This window comes from Streptomyces yangpuensis, from assembly GCF_001005295.1.
GTDB classification, from domain to species: domain Bacteria; phylum Actinomycetota; class Actinomycetes; order Streptomycetales; family Streptomycetaceae; genus Streptomyces; species Streptomyces yangpuensis.
Genome location: NZ_LBMK01000002.1, coordinates 816,195 through 822,298, shown reverse-complemented (window position 1 = coordinate 822,298; position 6,104 = coordinate 816,195). Strand labels below are relative to the sequence as shown.

The 6,104-nt window shown below is 71.0% G+C and carries 8 protein-coding genes; 4 read left to right on the top strand and 4 right to left on the bottom strand.

The annotated features are described in order from the left end of the window. Nucleotides 1-214 precede the first annotated feature (214 nt). Nucleotides 215-511, bottom strand: coding sequence for an MTH1187 family thiamine-binding protein (locus AAT21_RS09115; protein ID WP_046776191.1), 297 nt, complete (start codon nucleotides 509-511; stop codon nucleotides 215-217). Beyond that, nucleotides 508-852 carry a DUF3817 domain-containing protein gene (locus AAT21_RS09110; RefSeq protein ID WP_046776190.1) on the bottom strand — a complete coding sequence of 115 codons (345 nt, stop codon included), beginning with the start codon at nucleotides 850-852 and terminating at the stop codon, nucleotides 508-510. The genes AAT21_RS09115 and AAT21_RS09110 overlap by 4 nt, the downstream gene beginning before the upstream one ends. 187 nt (nucleotides 853-1,039) lie before the next feature. Between AAT21_RS09110 and AAT21_RS09105 the strand changes: the two genes are divergently transcribed. From AAT21_RS09105 to AAT21_RS09090, 4 genes are all read left to right on the top strand, one after another. After that, nucleotides 1,040-1,678 (top strand): AIM24 family protein, encoded by a 639-nt coding sequence (locus AAT21_RS09105; RefSeq protein WP_079025529.1) that lies wholly within the window; start codon nucleotides 1,040-1,042, stop codon nucleotides 1,676-1,678. Further along, a complete protein-coding gene (locus AAT21_RS09100; protein WP_046776188.1) occupies nucleotides 1,678-2,328 on the top strand; it encodes an AIM24 family protein in 651 nt (216 codons plus the stop codon). The genes AAT21_RS09105 and AAT21_RS09100 overlap by 1 nt, the downstream gene beginning before the upstream one ends. Nucleotides 2,329-2,342: 14 nt before the next feature. Beyond that, nucleotides 2,343-3,143 carry an AIM24 family protein gene (locus tag AAT21_RS09095; protein ID WP_046776187.1) on the top strand — a complete coding sequence of 267 codons (801 nt, stop codon included), beginning with the start codon at nucleotides 2,343-2,345 and terminating at the stop codon, nucleotides 3,141-3,143. 64 nt (nucleotides 3,144-3,207) lie between these two features. After that, complete coding sequence (locus tag AAT21_RS09090) at nucleotides 3,208-3,684, top strand: MarR family winged helix-turn-helix transcriptional regulator (protein ID WP_030853666.1); 477 nt, start codon at nucleotides 3,208-3,210, stop codon at nucleotides 3,682-3,684. Nucleotides 3,685-3,850: 166 nt separating this feature from the next. Here AAT21_RS09090 and meaB read toward each other — a convergent pair whose 3' ends face one another. Both meaB and AAT21_RS09080 read right to left on the bottom strand, forming a co-directional pair. Continuing rightward, complete coding sequence (gene meaB / locus AAT21_RS09085; protein WP_030964224.1) at nucleotides 3,851-4,813, bottom strand: methylmalonyl Co-A mutase-associated GTPase MeaB; 963 nt, start codon at nucleotides 4,811-4,813, stop codon at nucleotides 3,851-3,853. 76 nt (nucleotides 4,814-4,889) lie between these two features. Continuing rightward, entirely contained in the window at nucleotides 4,890-6,089 is a 1,200-nt protein-coding gene (locus AAT21_RS09080) for an acetyl-CoA C-acetyltransferase (protein ID WP_079025528.1), read from the bottom strand. Between the last annotated feature and the right edge of the window lie 15 nt (nucleotides 6,090-6,104).

Sequence of the window (6,104 nt, the reverse complement as noted above, 5' to 3'; positions counted from 1 at the left end):
CCGCAAGGGCACGGCGGAGCAACCCCGCAGGGGCACCGCACCACACCACACCCGCACACCACCGCCCGACTGCCCTCCCGCACAGGACACCGCCGAGCAACCCCGCAGGGGCACCGCAGGGGCACCGCAGGGGCACGGCCGAGCAGCCCCGCAATGCGCAAGCGCCCCCGGCCGGGTCGGCCGGGGGCGCTTCGGGCGTACGGGGGCGGGCGGTTCAGCCCTGCCCGAGGTGGCGTTCCACCGTCTCCACCTTGGAGGTGATCCCGTCGGTGACGCCGGGTCGGATGTCGGCCTTGAGGACGAAGGAGACGCGGGGCGCCCGCTCCTCGACGGCGGCGACCGCGCGCCGGATCACGTCCATGACCTCGGTCCACTCGCCCTCGACGGTGGTGAACATGGCGTCGGTGCGGTTCGGCAGCCCGGACTCGCGGACCACGCGGACCGCGTCGGCGACGTACTCGCCCACCTCTTCACCGACCCCGAGCGGGGTCACCGAGAACGCGACGATCACGCCTGGGCCGCCTCGCGGGCACGGGCGGCGACCACGCTGTCGGCCTCTTCGCGCTTGAGCAGCTTGTCGCCGTAGAGGCCGCCCAGGGGGACCACCGAGAGGACGAAGAAGAACAGGACCTTCTTGAAGGGCCACTTCGCCTTGTACCACACGTCCAGCAGCAGCACCGAGTAGACCATGAACAGGAACGCGTGCAGGAGACCCAGCGGCAGCAGCAGGTAGTCGATGTCCGAGATCCGGCTGAGCAGCGAGCCGAAGATCAGCAGGGCCGGGAACGACAGCGCCTCCGGCACGGAGACGAGGCGCAGACGGTGCAGGGCGGAGGCGGTCTTGATGTCCACGTGGAACCTTCGGGGGTGGAGGCCAGGGTCGCCTCCAGTGTCTCAGCCGCTTTGCGGGATCTTGACCCGGCCCCTGCCTCCGGGCCCGCGCCGGGAGGGACCGGGAACGCTCCCAAACGCCCGGGTGTGTCATATATCCGGCCACGGGACTCTGTTCGGGTCCGCCCGCTGCCGATAACGTCTTCCCGTGGCTCAGTTCCGACTCCAAGGCAGCAAGGTGCTGGCCGTCGACCTGACCGGGGACGCCGTGAAAGCGAAGAACGGCTCCATGGTCGCGTACGACGGGCAGATGGCCTTCAAGAAGATGAGCGGCGGCGGCGAAGGCCTCCGCGGCATGGTGACCCGCCGGCTGACCGGCGAACAGATGACGGTGATGGAGGTTCAGGGACACGGCACCTGCTTCTTCGCCGACCGTGCAAGTGAGATCAATCTGGTCAACCTGCACGGCGAGAAGCTCTACGTCGAGTCCAGCAACCTGCTGTGCACCGACGCCGGACTGCGCACCGGCACCACCTTCACCGGGCTGAGGGGCGCCTCGACGGGCAACGGCCTCTTCACCACGACGGTCGAGGGATCGGGCCAGGCCGCGATCATCTCCGACGGTCCGGCCGTGGTGCTGCGCGTGAGCGCCCAGTACCCGCTGTCCGTCGACCCGGGGGCGTACATCGCGCACACCGGCAACCTCCAGCAGTCCTTCCAGTCCGGTGTGACATTCCGCACGCTCATGGGCGAGGGCTCCGGCGAGGCGTTCCAGATCCGCTTCGAGGGCGAGGGCCTGGTCTACGTGCAGCCCAGCGAGCGCAACACCGTCGGGGGCGACATCTGATGCCGTTCCGCGAGATCAACTCGAAGATGGTCGAGGCCCAGGTCGTCCCGGGCCAGAAGATGTTCAGCCAGCGCGGAGCGATGCTCGCCTACCGCGGCGACGTCTCCTTCACCCCGAGCCTGACGGGCGGTCAGGGCGGGGTCATGGGCATGATCGGGCGCCGCGTGGCGAACGAGCAGACCCCGCTGATGACGGTCGAGGGCAGCGGCACCGTGATGTTCGGCCACGGCGGCCACCACATCCAGGTGATCAACCTGACCGGCGAGACCCTCTACGTCGAGGCCGACCGGCTGCTCGCCTTCGACGGGACCCTCCAGCAGGGCACGATGTTCATGGGCTCGCAGGGCGGGGTCATGGGCATGGTCCGCGGCCAGGTGACCGGCCAGGGCCTGTTCACCACCACCCTGAAGGGTCACGGCTCGGTCGCCGTGATGGCCCACGGCGGGGTCATCGAACTCCCCATCACCCCGAACCGGCCGGTCCACGTGGACCCCCAGGCCTACGTGGCCCACCACGGGGACGTCAGGAACAAGCTCTCCACCGCCCTCGGCTGGCGGGACATGGTGGGGCGCGGCTCGGGCGAGGCGTTCCAGCTGGAACTGTCCGGCCAGGGCGCGGTGTACGTACAGGCCTCCGAGGAGAAGCTGTGAACTTTGGCCCCGTGATGGGCGGGCCCGGCGGCCCGACGGTCTTCGACCCGTACACGCTGCCCTCCGACGACAACGTGAACGCGTACACCTTCTGCGTGGAGCTCAAGGGGAGCCAGTGGTTCCTGCAGAAGGGCAAGATGATCTCGTACTACGGGCACATCGAGTTCAACGGCATCGGGAACGGGCGCTTCGACCGTCTGCTGCGCACCAGCTTCCACTCGCCGCTGCACGCCAGTGACTGGGTGGTGGCCGAGGGTCAGGGCAAGATGCTGCTGGCCGACCGGGCCTTCGACGTGAACTCGTACGACCTGGACAACGGCAACCTGACGATCCGGTCGGGCAACCTGCTGGCGTACCAGCCCTCGCTCGCCCTGAAGCAGTCGATCGTCCCAGGCTTCCTGACGCTGATCGGCACCGGCAAGTTCGTGGCGGCCTCCAACGGGCCGGTGGTGTTCATGGAGCCGCCGCTGCGGGTGGACCCGCAGGCGCTGGTCGGCTGGGCGGACTGCCCGTCTCCCTGTCACCATTACGATCACGGCTACATGTCCGGCGTGATGGGCGGACTGCGCTCGCTGGCCGGCATCGGGGGCACCTCGGGCGAGGAGCACCAGTTCGAGTTCGTCGGAGCCGGAACCGTGCTCCTGCAGTCCTCGGAGATGCTGATGGCGGAGCAGTCGGTCGGCACGGTGGGCGCCGGGGCGGCCACGGGCAACGCGCAGGGCGTGCCGGGAGCCGGCCAGGGGCCGCTGGGGCAGATCGGCGTGCCGCGGATGCCCGGACAGCTGGGTGATCTCCAGCGCCGCTTCGGACTGTGACAGCCAGGACCTCCGACCTTTGTACGCAATTCAACTTTTTAGGTAGAGTTCATTCATGGAGACCATGGAGACCGAGACGGCCACGCGCTGGCTGACCGACGCGGAGCAGTGCGCCTGGCGCACCCACCTGGACGTCAGCCGGCTCCTCATGCACCAGCTGGAAAAGGATCTCCAGCCCTTCGGGCTCACCAACAACGACTACGAGATCCTCGTGAACCTCTCGGAGTCGCAGGACCACCGGATGCGCATGAGCGACCTCGCGACCGCCACCCTGCAGTCGAAGAGCCGGCTGTCGCACCAGATCACGCGGATGGAGACGGCGGGCCTGGTCCGCCGGGTCAACTGCGAGTCGGACCGTCGCGGCCTGTACGCGGTGCTCACGGACGAGGGCATGGAGACCATGCGGAAGGTCGCCCCGCACCACGTGGCGTCCGTCCGCCAGCACTTCATCGACCTGCTGACGCCGGAGGCCCTGGCGGCGCTGCGCGCCTCGCTGACCCCGGTCGCGGAGCACCTGCGCGGCACCCGCGGCAAGGTCTGAGCCGGGCGCTCTGCGCACCCCTCGGGGCGGCGGACCGGACCATGGGCGGTATCCGCCCTCCGCCGGCCGCCGAGCGCCCGTGAGGGCGGCCCCGCCACCCCGCCTGTACGGCGTGCCGTACAGGCCCGCGCTGTGCCCCCGGCCGGCCCGGCCGGAGGCGGGGGGCTCAGGCCTCCGTGAGGGTCGCCAGGAGGGCGTCGGCGGCCGCGTACGGGTCCAGGTCGCCCTCGGCGACCCTGGCGGCCAGCGCGCCGAGGTGGGCGTCACCGTGGACGTCCGCCATCCGTGCCCGCAGCGCCGTCACGGCGATCGTCTCGACCTCCCGCGCGGCCCTGGCCGCGCGCCGCTCGGCCAGCACCCCGCGCTCGTCCATCCACGCCCGGTGCTTCTCCAGCGCCTCGACGACCTCGTCGATGCCCTGGCCGCGGGCCGCGACCGTCTTCACGATCGGCGGCCGCCAGTCGTCCCGGCCGCGCGCCTCGCCCAGCCCCAGCATGTGGTTCAGCTCCCGGGCGGTCGCGTCCGCGCCGTCCCGGTCGGCCTTGTTGACCACGTACACGTCGCCGATCTCCAGGATTCCCGCCTTCGCGGCCTGGATCCCGTCGCCCATCCCGGGCGCCAGCAGCACCACCGAGGTGTCGGCCTGCGAGGCGATCTCCACCTCCGACTGCCCGACCCCGACCGTCTCGACGAGGATCACGTCGCAGCCGGCCGCGTCCAGGACCCGGATCGCCTGCGGCGCGGCCCACGCGAGCCCGCCCAGGTGGCCGCGGGTGGCCATGGAGCGGATGTAGACCCCCGGGTCGGAGGCGTGGTCCGACATCCGTACGCGGTCGCCGAGCAGCGCCCCGCCCGAGAAGGGCGAGGACGGGTCGACGGCGAGGACGCCCACGCGCTTGCCGGCCCTGCGGTAGGCGGACACCAGCGCCGAGGTCGACGTCGACTTGCCGACGCCCGGCGACCCGGTCAGGCCCACCACGTACGCCCCGCCCGTCAGCGGGGCCAGCGCGGCCATCACCTCGCGCAGCTGCGGGGACGCCCCCTCGACCAGCGAGATCAGCCGGGCCACCGCCCTCGGCCTGCCCTCACGCGCCTGGGCCACCAGCTGGGGGACGTCCACCGCCGTCATACGTGCTGCGCTCCTCGGTTCTCGTACGGGATACGTGGGGGCCGCCGGGCCCGGTACGGCCCGGCGGCCGGGCCGCCTACTTGGCGACGCGCACGATCAGCGCGTCACCCTGGCCGCCGCCGCCGCACAGCGCGGCCGCGCCGACCCCGCCGCCGCGGCGCTTGAGCTCCAGCGCCAGGTGCAGCACCACGCGGGCGCCGGACATGCCGATCGGGTGGCCCAGGGCGATGGCGCCACCGTTGACGTTCACCTTTTCCGGGGTCACGCCCAAGTCCTTCATTGACTGCACGGCGACCGCGGCGAAGGCCTCGTTGATCTCGATGAGGTCCAGGTCGGACACCTCCAGGCCCTCCTTCTTCAGGGCGTGCAGGATCGCGTTCGACGGCTGCGACTGGAGGGAGTTGTCCGGGCCGGCCACGTTGCCGTGGGCGCCGATCTCCGCGATCCACTCCAGGCCGAGCTCCTCGGCCTTGGCCTTGCTCATCACGACCACGGCGGCCGCGCCGTCGCTGATCTGCGAGGAGGTGCCGGCGGTGATCGTGCCGTCCTTGGCGAAGGCGGGACGCAGCTTGCCCAGGGACTCCACGGTGGTCTCGGGGCGGATGCCCTCGTCGGCGGAGAAGATCACCGGGTCGCCCTTGCGCTGCGGGATCTCCACCGGGGTGATCTCGGCCTCGAAGACGCCGTTCTTCCGGGCGGCGGCCGCGCGCTGGTGGGAGGCCGCGGCGAACTCGTCCTGCGGGGCGCGCTCGATGCCCAGGCGGGTGTTGTGCTTCTCGGTGGATTCGCCCATCGCGATGTTCTCGAAGGCGTCCGTGAGGCCGTCGTAGGCCATCGCGTCCAGCATCTCGACCGCGCCGTACTTGTAGCCGTCGCGGGACTTCGGCAGCAGGTGCGGGGCGTTGGTCATCGACTCCTGCCCGCCCGCGACCACGATGTCGAACTCACCGGCGCGGATCAGCTGGTCGGCCAGCGCGATCGCGTCCAGGCCCGAGAGGCACACCTTGTTGATGGTCAGGGCGGGCACGTTCATCGGGATGCCGGCCTTGACCGCCGCCTGGCGGGCCGGGATCTGGCCCGCGCCGGCCTGGAGCACCTGGCCCATGATCACGTACTGGACCTGGTCGCCGGAGATCCCGGCCCGCTCCAGCGCGGACTTGATGGCGAAGCCGCCGAGGTCGGCACCCGAGAAGGACTTCAGCGAGCCGAGCAGCCGCCCCATGGGCGTGCGGGCCCCGGCGACGATCACGGAAGTGGTGTTGTTCGATCCGGACATGAGGCACAGCCCCTT

Bases quoted from the DNA above. Each gene is read 5' to 3' on its own strand.
- meaB (WP_030964224.1), bottom strand. From the start codon at position 4,813: ATGACGGCGGTGGACGTCCCCCAGCTGGTGGCCCAGGCGCGTGAGGGC.
- AAT21_RS09100 (WP_046776188.1), top strand. From the start codon at position 1,678: ATGCCGTTCCGCGAGATCAACTCGAAGATGGTCGAGGCCCAGGTCGTC.
- AAT21_RS09080 (WP_079025528.1), bottom strand. From the start codon at position 6,089: ATGTCCGGATCGAACAACACCACTTCCGTGATCGTCGCCGGGGCCCGC.
- AAT21_RS09095 (WP_046776187.1), top strand. From the start codon at position 2,343: ATGGGCGGGCCCGGCGGCCCGACGGTCTTCGACCCGTACACGCTGCCC.
- AAT21_RS09090 (WP_030853666.1), top strand. From the start codon at position 3,208: ATGGAGACCGAGACGGCCACGCGCTGGCTGACCGACGCGGAGCAGTGC.